The organism is Candidatus Methylomirabilis sp. (assembly GCA_036000645.1).
GTDB lineage: Bacteria > Methylomirabilota > Methylomirabilia > Methylomirabilales > JACPAU01 > JACPAU01.
Map to the genome: position 1 here is coordinate 1 of DASYVA010000025.1, position 13,697 is coordinate 13,697.

Sequence of the window (13,697 nt, forward strand, 5' to 3'; positions counted from 1 at the left end):
GACGCCGGCGCGGACCCGCGCCTGGTTGAGCCGGACGAGCGCCTCCGCCAGACGGAGGGAGCGGCGCCGGGACTCCAGGTCTTCGATGGCGAAGATCAGATCCCAGTACGCCCCCTCCACCTCCACCACCACCGCCTGCACTCGCTGCGCGAGGACGGCCTGGGCGATGGTCAGGTTGCCCTTGGCGAGGCGGAGCGGGGTCTCATTCGCTTCGAACCCGAAGTTCTTCAGGAGCGGCTGGGTGAGGCTCAGGGTGAGGTCGGTCCGGTAGCCCGGGTTCACCACCTGGCTGGCCGAGTTGAAGTCGGTTCGATCGTTGTTGAAGGCCAGCTCGAGTTCGGTCCCCAGGGTGAAGCGCTTGCGCAGGCCGATGTTCCCGGTCTGGGTCTCCCGCTCGCTGTGGGCGAAGGCGGTGAAGCCGCCCACGGTGGAGGCGGAGGGGGTCTTGGACTCGCTGTGCATCAGCGTGGCGAAGGCCGCGGGATCGAAGGCGGCGTCCTCCCGGGTGACCTCCTGCGTCCGCGCCTGGGGGTTGTAGCCCTCGATGAGCAGGTCCAGGTTCTGGCGGAGGGCCTGGGCGATGGCGTCGCGCAGGGGGAGGGGGAGGGTCCCCTCGGGCGTGACCGTGAGGGAGGGGGCGGAGGGGGGCGATGGCTCGGCCGGGACCTGTGCCGTGAGGGTCAGTCGGAGAGGGCCGGGGGGGGCCGCGCCGTCCGGCGTTCCGTTCCTCGGCCCGGCTGCGCCGGCCACGCCCCCGCCCGCCAGGCAAACGATCCCGATGGCCAGCAGCGCTCCCCTGACTCGGCACCCCACTCGGTCCATGGCACACCCCCTGATGATGGTCCAAAAAGTTCGCGCCGCCGGCAGAGCGCCCCGCCCTCCCGGCGGCAAGCCCCGGCGGCGGCGTGATGCGCGGCGGCGTGATCTGACCGGCCTTCGAGCGAGGCTATCCTACCCTCTGCGCGAGCGTCAAGCGATTATGGCAAAGGCGGGCCGTAGCGGCGGGAACTTAGGAGAGCTCAGTTAGCGGACCATCGCACACCGGCGCACGCGACGCAACTCCGCGATCGGGCGAAGGGCATCCGGGAGGGCCCCCGACCCGTAGGAAGGTTTCCTAGATCGATAGCGGTCTAAAACGAGACGACCCGGTCGTGCGCCACGATGCGGTTCGCAAACTCGACAGGGTTTGTGAATGAGGCATTCTTACCGACCAAATCCTGGTCGGTTATCCCGCGGGCGCGGGCTCACCCCGTTCAGACGTGGATCGGAACGCCCGCCGCGATCACTGCTCCGAGCAGTTCCTTGACGGTTGGCCATCCGACCCCTTTCGCATTCTCCGCGACGGTATCGCGCATGAGCCACACCGCCTCCCCTGTCAGCTCGATGGATGCCCCGTGGCCGGCGTCACGCGCACCTTTTGCGGCCACAAAGGGAAGTGCGGCTCGCGTGGGGTCATCGGTTCCATGGGTCACGATGAAGAGAATTTTCGCCATAACCTTGCGTCACCTCCTTTCCTCAGCCGATCAGGAGTCCCCGCCATGGCGACTACGGAACGTGCTGCGAATCGGCCGAGGTGATCTGGCCGAAGCCTCCGCTGACGGTAGCGTCGAGATGACTGGCCGTGTTGTTGCCGCCCCCGCTGACGGCGGAGAAGCCGCCGCTGGCCGTATTGTTCTCGCCCCCGCTGACGGTAGCACTGCTGCCGCTGGCTGTGTTCTGGGCACCTCCGCTGACGGTGGCACTGACCCCGCTGGCCGTGTTGCTTTGGCCCCCACTGACGCTGGCACGGGTGCCGCTGGCCTCGTTGTTAAACCCCCCGCTGACGCTGGCAAAGTTGCCGGTGGCATCGTTGCTGATGCCCCCGCTGACGCTCGCAAGCTCTCCGCTGGCCGTGTTGATGTTCCCTCCGCTGACGGTGGCAAACGGGCCACTGACGGTGTTGAAGCGGCCCGCCACAAGTCCCCCAACGCTCGAAAAGCCGTGGTTAGGCCCTACAACGAGGTTGTGGGAGCCGGTCCGGGCGGCAGCCGTGAAGCCGAAAGGACGCTGCTCGTTGTAGCCCACGATGAGGTTCCCCTTGCCGGTGAGCGTGCCGCCGGGAAAAAAGATGCTGTCGTCCGTGGCGCCTGAGCCGCTCTGAATGTGGACATTGGCTCCGGTGATGAAGATGTGGGGGCCGGTGAGGTCGTTGACCGCGCCCTGGACCACGCTTACATGCGGAGTCAGGGCCTGGACGAGGGCGTTGCCCGCCTGCAAGGCAGCCACGTCGGTTTGCAGCGTGCCGATGGCCAGATTCGCGGTATCCAGCTGACTTTGGAGTGCGGTGTCAGCCGCAGCGCGAGCTGCCGCCTCAGCGTCAATGTTCTGCTGCAATTGGGTGTCAGCGGCAATGCGAGCTGCCCCCTCAGCGTCAGTGTTGTTCTGCAATGTGCTGTCAGCGGCCATGCGAGCTGCCGCCTCGTTATTGATAGCCGTCTGGAGCGCCGCGTCCGCCGCCTGCCGCGCCGCCGTCTCGCTCGCCAGGGCGGCCTGCAGGGCCGCCACCGTGGCCTCCAGCGCTGTCAGGCGCTCCGAAACGCCCTGAGCCTGCGCAACCCTCGGGACCCACAGAGCCATCGCCAAGAATAACAGGGTCACAACAACTCTCCCCGTGCGCATAGCGTCTCCCTTCCGGCCCCCGCTGGGCCTGGTGGTGAACCCGTGAACGGTCAGGCTGCGTTGCAAGGAGGTGCCGGCGCCCAAGGGATGTCTGTCACCGATGATGGCGGACTTACCGCCCGGAGACTCCGACCGGGATCCGCGACACGGTAAAGGTGGTGACGTCCTCCTCGGGTTCGTCGCCATCCGCCCCCGTCAGCGTGAGCGCCAGGTTCGTGACGAAGATGCTCCCCCGGCTCAAGACGATGCTCGCGGGGAAGAGAAGCCCCCGGGGAGCCCCGTCGGGCCCAACCCCCTCGAAGGAGCCGCGCCGAGCAATCACCCGGCCGCTGATGTTGAGGGCCACGACCTCGTCCCCCTGGTTGGCCGCGACCCATAGTCGCCCCAGGGCGTCGAAGGCAATGCCGTCGGCCCCGTTGATACTCTCCGCAAAGATGGTCAAAGCCTTCGCCGGCAGGTCCAGCTTGAGAATCCGGTCATCGGCGGTGTTGGCGATAAAGAGGTCCCCTGCCGCATTGAATGCGAGCCCATTCGCCCCGAACGGAGGGAAGCCGTGACTTCCTGGCTCGAGGAGGTCGCCCTCGAAGAAGGTGGACACCGACCCGCCCGGGAGGTCGATCTTGAAGATCTTCCCTCCGAACGAGTCCGAGACGAAGAGGTCACCGGCCGCGTCGAAGGCGATGGCGTTCAGGCCGCACCCCGCTCCAACCCCGCCGCAGACATTGAACGTCGCGGCCGGTGTACCGCTGGGGGGCACCAACCTGAGTACGTTTCCGTTGAGAAAATCCGCCACGTAAAGGTCCCCCGCCCCGTCGACCGCCAGCCCGAGGGGAACCACCCCGGTCGGCAACGGGATCGTCTCCCGGAGGCGGCCGCTCAGGCCGAAGACGTGGACCACATTGGCCGTGCCAAAGTCGAACGTTCCCACGAAGATGTTGCCGGCCGCGTCGGCCGCAATCCCTTCGGGGAACCCTGGACCGGGCTTGGGCAGGACGGCAAAGCGGACCACGCCATCGTGATCCGCTTGCACCGGACCTGCCGCGACAAGCAGCAATCCTCCGACGACGAACGCCCCCAGAGACCATCTCCCCATGACTCCCCTCCCCACCGGCTTGTTCGTTGCCAACACCGCTATGGGCCGACGCGCCGGAAGAAGACGCTGGCGGGATCGGCGCCGTGGGGCATGGAGAAGAGCGCCCCGAGCTTGTCTCCCGACGCGGTCAGCCCCTCGTAGTCGCCCGTGAAGAAGCCCCGGGCAAAGGGCGCCTTCCGCATGTCGAAGGAGGCGTCGGTGAGCTGGACCTCATTCCCCCAGTTGGCCGGCTTGGCGCAGGAGATGGTGGCCGACTGGTGGCAGTGCACGATGAAGTAGTCGGTCGGGAGCGTCTTCGGCTTCGGAGTGTTGTTCCGGAAGTCGTAGTAGGTCACCCCGACGATACCGTCGGCCGAGACGTGCACGCTCGGGGTGAACGCCTGCCGGTTCCCGGACGGGACGTTGCTCGGGGTCTGGTTGATCTTGACCGGGGCCGACCAGGTGCGGCCGCCGTCCGTGGACATGGCGAACGCGATCTCGTCGCGGGCGAAGCCGCTGAAGCGCGCGTCCTGCCAGACGGCGTAGAGGTTGCCGAAGCCGGGGCTGCCGGGATTCAGGTCCACCGCAACGTCGAACAGAACGTCGCCCGTGCGGATTCCGGTCGGGGCAAGACCGTCAGGATCGACGACGCCGAACGCCCGGAACAGGGCGAGGGACTGCATCTTGGCCGCCCGGGTGGGCTGCCCCTGGCTCCAGGTGGCCCCCTTGTTCGTGGACCGGATGAGCGCGAGGTTGAACTCGAACATGTTGCCCTTGTCCGAGTTCTTGAAGTTCAGGATCTCGTTGAAGAAGTTGAGGAGGGTGCCGTCGGGGAGTACCACGATCTGGTTTCCGATGGTCTGGTTGTTCCCGCCCGGGTTGTAGATGATCCGCGCGGGCTCCCAACTCTGCCCCCCGTTCGTCGTGCGAGAGAACATCGCCGGGCCCTTGAAGCCCAGGACGAGCTCGGGGTGGATGATGGTCCCCACCGGGACATCCAGTCGGTCCCAGACAGCGTAGACGAAGTCGGCGTCGAAGGGGTCGGCCGTGATCGAGTTCTTGTCGTTGAGGAACTTCGGGTCCTCGTCCCGGATGAGGGTGATCGGGTCGCCCCAGGTCAGCCCGCCGTCCTCGGACTTGCTCACCAGCATGGCGTTCTTGCCGAAGCCGGCCGGGCGGTTCGACGGCGCCTCGATGTCGAGTGACAGGGTGAAAAAGTACACGTCGCCATTCGCGGCAAAGGTGACCCAGGGGTCGGTGGCCCGCTTGAAGTCTCCCCCGTTGGCCGCGGTGCCTCCCGAACACAGCGTGACTTTCGGGATGACGACGGTTTCCCAGGTGAGGCCGCCGTCGAAGCTCACGCCGGCCACGTTCCCCCGCGCCCCGCCATTCGACCAGCGGTCCTGCTGCCAGCCGCCGACGAGGTGCAAGGCATTGGTCGGGTCCACCTCGATCCACGGCTCGACCTCGCTGTGGAGGAAGACCGCGCCGGGCTGGCCCGGGACGTTGTCCACGGTGCAGGCCGCGAACGGGCTGGCGCCCGAGACTTGCACGAGGGGACCGGCGGGGAAAATGCCCGCCCCCGCCGAGGAAACCAGCATTGCTACCCCAATGAGAAGGAACGCGAGCCGAATCGAGTGAAAAGCTCTCCGGTTCATGACCCGCCTCCTGCGCGGTCCGAGCCCCGCTGACCCTCCGCCGTCCAGGGCGAACGGCCCCGCCCGCCTCTACCGGGCCCGGCCGCGCATCGACGCCGGCTGGCCGGGGAGCTGCAAGCGCTTCCCGGTATCCGTCACCTTCGTGCCCTCGACCTTGAGGATGGACACATCCCTGTCCGTGTAGTTCCCGATGTACAGATACTTGCCGTCCGGGCTGAACACGACGCCTTCCGGAACGCCGCCCACTTCGACCTCGCCGGCTTTGGTCACCTTCTTGCCGTCGATCTTGAGGACGACGACGCGGCCGTTCCTGTTGTAGAAGGGCGCGTTCTTCGGCCCATCGCTGCCGCCCAGCAGGATGGCGACCGCGATCTCGCCCGTGGGGCTGATCGCGAAGCCCTCCGGGGCGTCGCCGACGACCACCCGGTCAATGACGCGCGGCGGGCTGGCCTCGAGGTCGATGACGCTGACCGTATCCACGTGCCCGTCCGACCGGCCCCCGTTGCCGTTATCGGCCGTGAGCGCGAGCTTGCCGTTCGGCGTCACGTCCAGGTTATACGGCCAGAGCCCGACCGGCATGTCATACTTGGTGTACGTGACCTTCCGGCCGTCAATTTCCAGGAGCGCCACCTTGTGGTTGGGGAACTTCGCCGCCACGGCGCGCTTCCCGTCCGGCGTGAACACCACGGCGGCCACCTGCTCTCCGGTCGGCACCGTCTCGACGAGCTTCACCTCGTTCCCGTCGATGGACACCACGCTGATGGAATTGTCCCCCCGATTCGCCACCAGCGCCAGATCGCCGCGCGCGTTGATGGCGAGTCCCGAGGGCTGCTTGCCCACTTCGACCGTCCCGATGTGTTTCGGCGGACTGGCCCGGAGATCGATCACGTAGAGCTTGTTGTCGGGCACCGGCTTCCAGGCGGCACCCTCCTGGACCCAGGTCATGGCGTTCGCGACGATGGCCAGCCGCTCGTCCGGCGTGATCGCGAGATTGGAAGGGGGGCCGAAGATCGAGTTCATCAGCGGGAGGCTGGCGATGATCTTCGGCGACTCGCGGTTCGAGATATCGACGATCGAGATCGTATCCCTGCCCGGCGCGCTGAACCTGAGCACGCCGCCGTCATCGAAGGTCACCTTCTCGTCGTTCCCGGTGATCATGAGCTCCGCGGGAACGGGCTGCGGATACGCGACGAGCGCGCTCGGTAGCAGGAACCACAATGCCACCCACGGGTGCCGCACCCGGCGGGAGCGTGGAAGCGCGTTCACGGCCGTCCCCCTTTCCCCCATCTTTGGCCAGACCACACGGCTGCCCCCTCCTCCTCGGCGCCCCTGACGGCAGGCGGCTCAGGTGGGCTGCGAACAGACCAACGCCTCCGCCGAGCATCGCCATAGTGAACGAGGGCGTCGAGACTCTGCCCAGGAACCCGAGCCAGGGGCATCGAACCTCCCCCGCGGGCTGGACGGGCAAGTTGTGGAGTGTGCAGCAAATCTAGGCCGGATCGCGGGGGGTGTCAAGGGATGTCCCGGCGCTTGACAGACGTGCACGGCGGCGGGAAGAATGCTCCCGCGGGCCCCGCACGGCGAGGCGCGCCCGCGAGGAGGAACGATGGACCGGACGTATCAGGTCCCGGCGATCCGGTGCGACGGCTGCGCCCGGACGATCCGGGAGGCACTCGGGAAGGTCCCAGGGGTCGAGGCGATCGAGGTCTCGGTCGAGCGCAAGACCGTCGCCGTCCGCTACGACCCCGCGCGGGTGGAGGAGACCCGGATCCGGGGCGCGCTCACGGGCGCGGGCTTCCCGGCGACCTGAATGCCGCGCTCAGGCGGGGGAGGGCGGCGAGCCCCGGGGACGGAGGAGCTCGGCCGCGGCGGCGTCCACGAGCCAGGTGAGGACGCCCGCGCGAGGCCTCACCTGCTGGATCGGCAGCGCGTCCCTGTCCCCCTCCAGGGCTTCCCGCAGGGCGGCCGCCTTCCCGCCGCCGGCGACGAGGACCAGGATCTCCCGCGCCGCGTTCAGGACCGGCAGCGTGAGCGTCAGCCGGGAGGCGGAGAGGGACTCCACGAACGGGGAGGCCACCAGCCGCTCGGTCTCGCGGAGAACCGGCGAGCCCGGGAACAGGGAGGCGGTGTGCCCGTCCTCGCCGAGGCCGAGGAGGAGGAGGTCGAAGCGGGGGACGCCGCCCGCCGGGGGACCGAAGACCGCGCGCAGCTCGGCCTCGTACGCCAGGGCCGCCCGGACGGGCTCCTCCTCCCCCCGCATCCGGTGGACGTTGGCGGCGGGGATGGGAACGTGCAACAGGAGCAGGGCGCGGGCGGCGCCGTAGTTGCTGGCCGGGTCTTCCGGCGGCACGCAGCGCTCGTCCCCCCAGAAGACGTGGGTCCGGTCCCAGGGAAGCCCCTCGCGGTGGGAGGAGGTCGCCAGGAGGCAATAGAGGTCGGCGGGGGTGGAGCCGCCGGAGAACGCGACGGTGAACCGGCCCCGGGCCCGGACGGCCTTCTTTGCCGCGGCGACGAACCGCCTGGCCGCCTCCCGGCTTAACGCCTCCCGGTCCGGGAAGATCCGAAGCCCCCCTCTCCTCATCGCGGGACGAGGGCGGCGGCGGCGCGGAGCGCCTCCTCGAAGATCCGGTCGCGCCCCGTAACGCGCAGCTCCTGGCGGATCAGCTCACCCTCCCTCGGCTCTTCCACGCAGACGGTGCGGCTGAGGGGAGGCCGCCCGCCGAGCTCAACTTCGCTCACGACGCACGCCCCGTCCGCCGCCCGGTCCAGCCGGAACCGCGCCGGCGGCTCCCCTTCTGCCAGGAGCGAGACGCCGACGAGCCCCTCGGTCCCCCCCGCCGCGGCGGGCCGGAGGTGGAGGCGGACCCTTCCCCCCTCTCGCTCCAGGGTCGCCCGGATCTCGCCGTCCGCCTCGCGCCGGCCCGCCCCGGCCCCTTGCCAGCCGAGGCGGCTCGCCAGCCAGCCCGCATAGAGAAGACCCTGGCTCGCGCCCGACGGCTGGGGCCCGAAGACCACGGTCACCTCCGCCACCCGGGTGAGGCACGGCCGCATCTCGGGCGGATCGAAGAACTGGGCGGTCAGGCTCCGCCAGGGGGTGAGGCGACCCCACTGCAGGTCCGTCAGGGCGGCGTCCCGGTATCGCTCCACAAGACCCGTGATCGCGGAAAAGTCGGGGCGGCCGTCGGCCAGGCTCGCGGAGTCGAGCAGGATCCGGTCCGCCAACCCCGCGAGGCGGGCGAAGCGCTCATCCGCCTCGAGAGACCCCGCCCGCCACCAGAGCGCCACGGGAAGGTCCGGAACGAGGAGGGAAACGGCAGCACCGGCCACCGCCCGGCGCCCTTCCGCGCTGGCGGCCAGGAGGACCTGCTCCCCGCACACCAGCCCGCCGCCCGCGGCCGGGCGATGGCAGACGGCGGCGACCGTGGCCTGTGGCGCTGCGCCCCCGGCGGGGTCTTCCACGAGAAGAAGCACCCGGCACGGGTGCTCGGCCATGATCTCCGCGACCACAGAGGCGAGGTCTGCCGGCCCCTCTCCCCCGCGAGCACCGACCACGAGGTTCAGGGTGCACGCCCTGAGGGCCCCGGGGCCGGCAGACGCGTCCGGGGCCTGCGTGGCTTCCTCCCGGAGGCGGGCCAGCTCCCCCTCCACCGCCCGCACCGGGACGGGCGACGGCGCGCCGGGAACGAGCCGCGAGCCCGGGGCTGCTCCCGCCCCTCCCTTTAGAGGCGCCGCCACCGCCGTCCCTCCCGCGCCAGCATCTCCTCGGCCTCCTTCGGCCCCCAGGTGCCGGCCTCGTAGTTGGGGAAGTCGCGGGGGGGCTCCTCCCCCCAGGCCTCGAGCATGGGCGTGACGGCCGCCCACGCGGCTTCCACCTCATCCCCCCGGATGAAGAGCGTCGCCTCCCCCAGCATGCAGTCGAGGAGCAGCCGCTCGTAGGCGGTCGGGGCGGACCCGGCGAAGCTGCTCCCGTACCGGAAGTCCATGTGCACCGGCCGCACCGTGAGAGCCGGCCCCGGCACCTTGGCGCCGAAGGTGAGGGTGATCCCCTCGTCGGGCTGGATCCGGAGGGCCAGGAGGTTGGGCTCGAGCGCGGCCGCGGCGGCCCGCCCGAGGAGCGGGTGCGGGGCCCGGCGGAACTGGACGGCGATCTCCGTGGCCCGCTTGGGGAGCCGCTTGCCCGAGCGGAGGTAAAACGGCACGTCCGCCCACCGCCACGTGTCCAGGAAGAGCGTCACGGCGGCGAAGGTCTCCGTCGCGGAGTCCGGGGCGACGCCGGCCTCCTCCCGGTACGCCGGGACCGCCTCGCCGGCGCTCGTCCCGCGGCCGTACTGCCCGCGGACCACGCGGGCGTTCACCTCGGCGCGATCGAGCGGGCGGACGGCGCGCAGGACCTTCACCTTCTCGTCCCGGACGGGGCCGGCCTCGAAGGCGATCGGCGGCTCCATGGCGACCAGGGCCAGCAGCTGCAGCAGGTGGTTCTGGATCATGTCCCGGAGGGCGCCCGCCTCCTCGTAGTAGCCCCCCCGCCCCTCCAGCCCGACCTCCTCGGCGACCGTGATCTGGACGTGGTCCACGTAGCGCCGGTTCCAGACCGGCTCGAAGATCCCGTTGGCGAACCGGAAGACCAGCAGGTTCTGGACGGTTTCCTTCCCGAGGTAATGGTCGATCCGGTAGAGCTGGTCCTCGGCGAGGACCCCCAGGATCTCCCGGTTGAGGGCCCGCGCCGTCTCGAGGTCCCGGCCGAAGGGCTTCTCGATGACGACCCGCACCCAGCCGGGGGCGGGGGCGCGGTGGAGGCCCTCCGCCTCCAGATTCCGGACGAGGGGTCCGACGACGCTGGGGGGCACGGCCAGGTAGAAGACCCGCCGCCCCTCCGTCCCCCGCTCGCGGTCCAGCCGCTCGAGCTGCTCCCGGAGGCGCCGGCAGGTTGCGCGGTCCCGGGGATCCCCGGCGACGTAGGAGAGGCTGCGCGCGAAGCTGTCCCAGAGGGCCGGGTCCACCGGGTGCCGGGCGTGCGCGGCCGTCGCCTCCCGCATCTGCTCCCGGAAGCCGTCGGTCCCCAGCGGGGAGCGGGCCATCCCGACCACCGAGAAGGCGGCGGGGAGCCGGTGGTCCCGGGCGAGGCTGTAGAGCGCCGGGACCAGCTTCCGCCGGGCCAGGTCCCCCGAGGCCCCGAAGATGACCATCGCGCAGGGCTCGGGAGTCCGCTCGAGCCTGAGCCCCTCCCGCAAGGGGTTTCCGGGGATTGCCTGGGCGCTCACGACGCGGGGCCCTCCCGCTTCACCGCGTGGCCGCCGAACTCGTTGCGGAGGGCGGCGATGACCTTGGCCGCGAAGGAGTCCTCCTGGCGCGAGCGGAAGCGGGCGAAGAGCGCGAGGGTCAGGACCGGGGCCGGCACCTCCCGGGCGACGGCCTCGAGCACGGTCCAGCGCCCCTCCCCCGAGTCCTCCACGTACCCGCGGATGCCGGCAAGCTCCGGGTCGTTGCGGAAGGCCCGCTCGGCCAGCTCTAACAGCCAGGAGCGGATCACGCTCCCCCGGTTCCAGAGGTGCGACAGGCGGGCCAGGTCGAGCGTGAAGGGGGAGGCCTTCAGGAGCTCGAAGCCTTCGCCGTACGCCTGGAGCATCCCGTACTCGATCCCGTTGTGGATCATCTTGGTGAAGTGGCCGGCGCCGGTTGCGCCGACGTGCAGGTAGCCCTCCTCGGGCGCCAGCGTCCGGAGGACCGGCTCGAGCCGCCGGACGGCCGCCTCCTCCCCTCCCACCATGAGGCAGTAGCCCTCCGTGAGTCCCCAGACCCCCCCGCTCACGCCGGCGTCCAGGAACTGGATCCCCTTCGCCCGCAGCGCTTCCGCCCGCCGGATGGAATCCTGATAGTTGGAGTTTCCCCCCTCCACGATCGTGTCGCCGGCATGCAGGAGAGGCATGAGGGCCTCGACCGTCTGGGCCACCGGATCCCCGGCCGGCACCATGAGCCAGATGGCCCGGGCCGGACTGAGCCGCTTGACCAGGTCCTGGAGCGACGCCGCCGCGACCGCCCCCTGCTTCACCGCCGCGGCCGTGGCCTTCGGGTCCCGATCGTAGGCCACCACCCGATGGCCTCCCTTCAGGAGGCGCTGGACCATGCTGGCCCCCATCCGCCCGAGGCCGACGAAGCCGAGTTCCATCCCCCGCTCCTTTCTCCGGCGCACCCGCCTATTCCTTGAGTCCCGCCTCGACCGCCGCCCGCAAGCGGTGGAGCCCCGCCTCCACGTCCGCCCCCAGGTGCACGCGCAGGATCCGCCGCCCCTTCTCTCTCTGCGCCTGGAAGTCCCCGAGCGCCTGGGCGGCCTTCAGGAGCCCGAAGGTGTACGCCTCGCCGGGGATCGGAAGGTCCGCAGCATCCTCCGCGGTGATCTGGAGGAAGAGCCCGCTGCCCGGGCCGCCCTTGTGGAGCTGGCCCGTCGAGTGGAGGAAGCGGGGCCCGAACCCGAGCGTCGTGGCGACGCGCCGCGCATCCCGGATGGCAAGACGAATCGCCTGCAGGATCTCCCGGTACGCCGGCGAGGGGTTGAGGTAGGCCATCAGGGCCACGTAGTCCCCGGCCCGGGCCCGCTTCAGGTGCGCCCCCAGCGCCGCCTCGAGCGTTTGGGCCCCGCCCACGTCCCCGGTGAGGGCGAGGCCGTCCGCCGTGAGGGCCGGCCGCTCCTGGGGGAGCCGGCCGGCGCGTCGGACCTCCTGGAGGAGGCGGTCGGTGTTGTCCTTGCTCTCCTGGACGTTGGGCTCGTCAAAGGGGTTCACGCCGAGGAGCATCCCGGCCACGGCGGTGGCCAGCTCCCACCGGAAGAACTCCGCGCCCAGGTCCAGGGGGTCGGTGAGGCGGATCCGGATGACCGGATGCCCGCCGCGCTCGAGGGCCTCCAGACGGTTGCGGGCCGAGGGGTCCTCCCGTCCCTCCAGGCTGAGGTGGACGAAGAGCCGGTCCTCCCCGTACACCTCGGGATCCCCGAGGGGCTCCCCCTCCACCGGGACCAGGCCTTTCCCCTCCTTCCCCGTGCTCTCGGCCAGGAGCTGCTCGGCCCAGGTGCCGAAGGAGGAGAGGGGCGCGTCCGCCGCGAAGGTGACCTTGTCCCGCCCGGCGGCCGCCAGCTCTCCGAGGATGACCCCCAGCCGGACCCCGGGGTTCTTCTCGACGGGCACGCCGGACGCGGAGGCGCGAAGGAGACGGTCCGCGCGCCGGATGAGCTCCCCCACGTCAATGCCGAGGAGGGCGGCCGGGACCAACCCGAAGAGGGAGAGGGCGGAGTAGCGCCCCCCGATGTCGGGCGGATTCAGGAAGACCCGGCGGAACCCCCGCTCCCCTGCCAGGCGCTCGAGAGGGGTTCCGGGATCGGTGATGGCGACGAAGTGCTCGCCGGCCGCCGTCCCCTTCACCGCCCGGACCCGATCCTCAAAGAACCGGAAGAGGGCGAGCGTCTCCCCCGTCGTCCCGGACTTGGAGGAGACCACGTGCAGGGTCCGGATCGGTCCCGCCGCCTCCGCCACTTCCCGGATGGCGGCCGGGTCCGTGGTGTCCAGAACCCGAAGGTCCAGGGCGCCGGGGGCGACGCCGAAGGTCAGGCGCAAGACCTCGGGGCAGAGGCTGCTCCCGCCCATCCCGAGGAGCAGCGCGTGGCTCAAGCCGGCGCGACGAGGCCCCCGCAGGAAGTCGGCCAGGTTCCTCGATTGCGCGGCCATGGCCTCCGTGACCGTCAGCCAGCCCAGGCGGTTCTTGATGGCCTTCTGGCGCGCCGGATCGGCGGTCCAGAGGGAGGGATCCCGCTCCCAGAGGCGAGCCGGCACCCGCTGCCGCTCGAGCGCCCGGAGGCGCTCTTCGACCGCTGGCTGGTAGCGGCCGAGTGCCGCCGTCTGCCTGTCCATCATTCCCTCCGGGCGACCAGGGCGTCGTAGAGGGCGCGGTGGCGCTTCAGGGCATCGCGGTAGCGTTGGTGCTTGCCGCGCTCGGGGGAGTACGTCGATCCCTGGGCGGCCGGCGCCGCCGCCAGATCGGGCAGGTGCCCCAGCGCCTCGAGCGCCACCAGGGCCGCGCCCCGGCTGGAGGCCTCCGGCTCGCCCGAGGCGATCACCGGCTCCCCCAGGACATTGGCCATCATCTGCATCCAGGCGGAGGACCGGAGCAGCGCGCCCCCGGAGGCCACGATCTCCGTGGGCCCCGGGAGGACCTGGCCCAGGAGCTCGCGGATGAGCGCGAAGCGGTAGGCGATGGCCTCGAGCGCCGCCTGCAGGATCTCGATCGGTCGAGTCGCGAGGCGGAGCCCCACCAGGGCGCCG

General features: G+C 70.6%; 13 protein-coding genes. 1 reads left to right on the plus strand and 12 read right to left on the minus strand.

Going from position 1 to position 13,697, the window contains the following annotated elements:
* From VGT06_01200 to VGT06_01225, 6 genes are all read right to left on the minus strand, one after another.
* Positions 1-822, minus strand: an 822-nt coding sequence (locus VGT06_01200; protein ID HEV8661748.1) for a TolC family protein, incomplete at its 3' end; no start/stop codon positions are given.
* A gap of 431 nt (positions 823-1,253) precedes the next feature.
* On the minus strand, positions 1,254-1,493 hold the full coding sequence (locus VGT06_01205; GenBank protein HEV8661749.1) for a DsrE family protein: 240 nt from the start codon (positions 1,491-1,493) through the stop codon (positions 1,254-1,256).
* Between the two features lie 52 nt (positions 1,494-1,545).
* Positions 1,546-2,544, minus strand: coding sequence for a hypothetical protein (locus tag VGT06_01210; protein ID HEV8661750.1), 999 nt, complete (start codon positions 2,542-2,544; stop codon positions 1,546-1,548).
* Between the two features lie 226 nt (positions 2,545-2,770).
* Positions 2,771-3,751 (minus strand): NHL repeat-containing protein, encoded by a 981-nt coding sequence (locus tag VGT06_01215; GenBank protein ID HEV8661751.1) that lies wholly within the window; start codon positions 3,749-3,751, stop codon positions 2,771-2,773.
* A 38-nt stretch (positions 3,752-3,789) separates the two neighbouring features.
* Positions 3,790-5,388: a sialidase family protein gene (locus VGT06_01220; GenBank protein HEV8661752.1), complete on the minus strand. Its 1,599-nt coding sequence runs from the start codon at positions 5,386-5,388 to the stop codon at positions 3,790-3,792.
* A gap of 69 nt (positions 5,389-5,457) precedes the next feature.
* Positions 5,458-6,654: a beta-propeller fold lactonase family protein gene (locus tag VGT06_01225; protein HEV8661753.1), complete on the minus strand. Its 1,197-nt coding sequence runs from the start codon at positions 6,652-6,654 to the stop codon at positions 5,458-5,460.
* 340 nt (positions 6,655-6,994) lie between these two features.
* Here VGT06_01225 and VGT06_01230 point away from each other — a divergent pair, with 340 nt between their 5' ends.
* Positions 6,995-7,198 (plus strand): heavy-metal-associated domain-containing protein, encoded by a 204-nt coding sequence (locus VGT06_01230; GenBank protein HEV8661754.1) that lies wholly within the window; start codon positions 6,995-6,997, stop codon positions 7,196-7,198.
* 9 nt (positions 7,199-7,207) lie between these two features.
* Here VGT06_01230 and pgl read toward each other — a convergent pair whose 3' ends face one another.
* The 6 genes from pgl to VGT06_01260 all read right to left on the minus strand — a co-directional run.
* A complete protein-coding gene (gene pgl / locus VGT06_01235; GenBank protein ID HEV8661755.1) occupies positions 7,208-7,969 on the minus strand; it encodes a 6-phosphogluconolactonase in 762 nt (253 codons plus the stop codon).
* Entirely contained in the window at positions 7,966-9,123 is a 1,158-nt protein-coding gene (locus VGT06_01240; GenBank protein ID HEV8661756.1) for a glucose-6-phosphate dehydrogenase assembly protein OpcA, read from the minus strand. Before VGT06_01240 ends, pgl begins: the two co-directional genes overlap by 4 nt.
* Positions 9,108-10,574: a glucose-6-phosphate dehydrogenase gene (gene zwf, locus VGT06_01245; GenBank protein HEV8661757.1), complete on the minus strand. Its 1,467-nt coding sequence runs from the start codon at positions 10,572-10,574 to the stop codon at positions 9,108-9,110. Before zwf ends, VGT06_01240 begins: the two co-directional genes overlap by 16 nt.
* Before the next feature lie 71 nt (positions 10,575-10,645).
* Positions 10,646-11,554, minus strand: coding sequence for a decarboxylating 6-phosphogluconate dehydrogenase (gene gnd / locus VGT06_01250; GenBank protein HEV8661758.1), 909 nt, complete (start codon positions 11,552-11,554; stop codon positions 10,646-10,648).
* Between the two features lie 28 nt (positions 11,555-11,582).
* Entirely contained in the window at positions 11,583-13,286 is a 1,704-nt protein-coding gene (locus VGT06_01255; GenBank protein HEV8661759.1) for a bifunctional transaldolase/phosoglucose isomerase, read from the minus strand.
* A partial coding sequence (locus tag VGT06_01260; protein ID HEV8661760.1) for an FGGY-family carbohydrate kinase occupies positions 13,286-13,697 on the minus strand: 412 nt, incomplete at its 5' end. The genes VGT06_01260 and VGT06_01255, both read right to left, overlap by 1 nt.